Origin of the sequence: Vibrio sp. D401a (assembly GCF_030248515.1) — a bacterium.
GTDB lineage: Bacteria > Pseudomonadota > Gammaproteobacteria > Enterobacterales > Vibrionaceae > Vibrio > Vibrio rotiferianus.
On sequence record NZ_JAHGAI010000094.1, the window covers coordinates 1 to 2,309 of the forward strand.

Sequence of the window (2,309 nt, forward strand, 5' to 3'; positions counted from 1 at the left end):
TGTTCAAGAGGGATTCGCAACGCGTGGCACTTTCACTATGCGTTGGTTGAAGTGATTAAGGTGGTGTGCGGTGGCTTTGGTATTGCATTGCTCACCCCTTAACAGGGCGTTAGCCATCTTGATAGTTAAGAGGTAATTTTGAACACAGAGTATCACTGGTGGGGATTAGAAGACTCCATCTTTAAAGGAGCTTTATACGACTCCATGGGTATGTATTTCTTAGGTCATTATGGCTACGAAAGTTATGAAGACTTTGCGAAAAACGATCCTCATATGGCCTACGCATTACTGATAAATGGACGCTTTGAAGCTCTAGAACAACAGTTTGTAGACCTACGTGTTATCCCTCAAATGCTAGGTGTAGAACAACTTCCTTTACCTTCATCAGTGCAAGCAATTAATAGGTATGACTGGCTTAAATCTATAACTGATTTGGCGTTGTTAAGGTTTGCCAGCATTCGAGATATTGCATTTCATTTTGTTATCGAAACTTTGGAAAAAGATATACCTGATCACAAACTCAATCTAAAAAGCTTAAAGCGTGAGCTTAAAGTTGAGCATCCTAAGATCGTAGAGTTATTAAAAGCTATAGATAAATCGGGTGAAAGCTTCCGTGTTGACAGGAATACTCGCGCTCATAAAGGTCATATTAACTTGTTCACAGAAGACGATAGCATGTTCAAGAATATGGCTTGGTGTGAGGGGCACGGAAAGATAAATGATTATGACTTGGTTCTTGAGTACGAGAAAGCTCGTGATAAGCTTTATTCAAAAGTTGTCGATGAAGTCGAATGTCTATTACCTTTGGTTACAGAGTTAGTAGACGAGTTCTATAGCGTATATTGCGACAAGTTCTGGGAAAAATCTCAAAACTCTCGTAATGGGTTAGAGTGGTCTCAACATTTTTCACTTCATCGGAAAAATGGCTAACAAAGCATTTAAGAGTGATTCGCAACGCTTGGCAGTTTCGCTTCGCTCAAGTATAGCCAAGCGCCACTCACACCTTAATGCGGCGTTATGTTTTTAATCAACTCCAAGGATTTAGGTGAGTAGGGTGATAAGTCTATTTGAAATGGAGGCTGGTTGTTTCGACCGGTTTCGCGAAAATTTTACACGAGAATACGCAGGATCTATCAGGTCCAATTATGGCTACTCTGAAAAGACTTCTTTTGAGTTTGCTTCCCTAGATTTTGATATGAGACTGCCCAATAAGCTTGATACCGATGGTAACTCTATCTGCTCGATTAAATTGGGGGGACTATCCATAGGCCATCTTTGGTACGTAGAGAGCGCTGAAGACTCAACAGCTTTTATTTGTGACCTTTTCATAGAGGAAAAGCATCGCAATTTAGGTTATGGCGAATTAGCATTAGAAAGTCTTGAATCCCGCCTCAAACAGAGTGGTATTACAAGGATGAAGCTCCATGTTGCAAATGGCAATAATGGCGCTTTAAAGTTGTACACTCGCCTTGGGTACAGGGTCACAGGGCATAATCTATTTAAAAAGTTTAATTAGTCCGCAGAAAACCAAAACATAACAAACAATTTAAGAGGGATTCCCCACGCTTGGCATTTTTAGTTCGGGTCAAGTTTAGTGATTACGGTGTCCAAATTGGGTATCGTGGTCGCGTGGCTCACCCCTTAATTGGGCGTTAGGTGAAAGGATAAGTTATGGAAATTTACCATGTTTCATATGAGAGTGGTTTAAAGCAAATTACGAATGATAAGTTTTCAGCAAGAATGTGGACTCCGGAAAGCTACCCTCACAAAGTTTTAATATCCGAATTCTCTCGCAAGTTAGGTTCAGAATCAATCTATAGAGTTTGTTTTTGGAGCAACTATAGCGATGCAGTAAATGCATCAACAAAAGAGTTTGGAGGTAAAAAAAATGTAATATTAAAATTTGAATACAATGATTTGGTAGCCTTAGGATTTAATGATAGTCAAGACGATGGTTTCCCAAATCAATATGTTCATTTGTTTTGGATAAAAGAAAACACCGCACCAAGTAGTTTTAGTGATGCTGGAGTTCCATTTAATAAAATTAGTATTGAAGTAGATGGCCAGTGGGAATGTTTTGACAATTATATGTCGAAATGTATAAGTACAAATAACATACCTGAATTAGGTAGTAAGCCGCCTATCACAAAAAAACCATGGTGGCGCTTCTGGTAGTTTCACCTAACAAAGCGTTTAAGACGGATTCCCAACGCTCGGCATTTTTGGTTTGCTTCAGCTTTAGTGTTTACGGCACATGACTTTAAGTGCTGTGGTCTGCGTTGCTCACCACTTAACGCGGCGTTAGGCAT

3 protein-coding genes are annotated in these 2,309 nt (G+C 39.7%); all 3 read left to right on the plus strand.

Annotation, left to right across the window (positions count from 1 at the left end; genetic code table 11):
- The first annotated feature begins 138 nt into the window (after window positions 1–138).
- Window positions 139–930 (plus strand): Cthe_2314 family HEPN domain-containing protein, encoded by a 792-nt coding sequence (locus KIV41_RS24560; protein ID WP_285337845.1) that lies wholly within the window; start codon window positions 139–141, stop codon window positions 928–930.
- Between the two features lie 124 nt (window positions 931–1,054).
- Window positions 1,055–1,516: a GNAT family N-acetyltransferase gene (locus tag KIV41_RS24565; protein WP_285337846.1), complete on the plus strand. Its 462-nt coding sequence runs from the start codon at window positions 1,055–1,057 to the stop codon at window positions 1,514–1,516.
- 155 nt (window positions 1,517–1,671) lie between these two features.
- On the plus strand, window positions 1,672–2,175 hold the full coding sequence (locus KIV41_RS24570; protein WP_140278180.1) for a hypothetical protein: 504 nt from the start codon (window positions 1,672–1,674) through the stop codon (window positions 2,173–2,175).
- Window positions 2,176–2,309 lie beyond the last annotated feature (134 nt).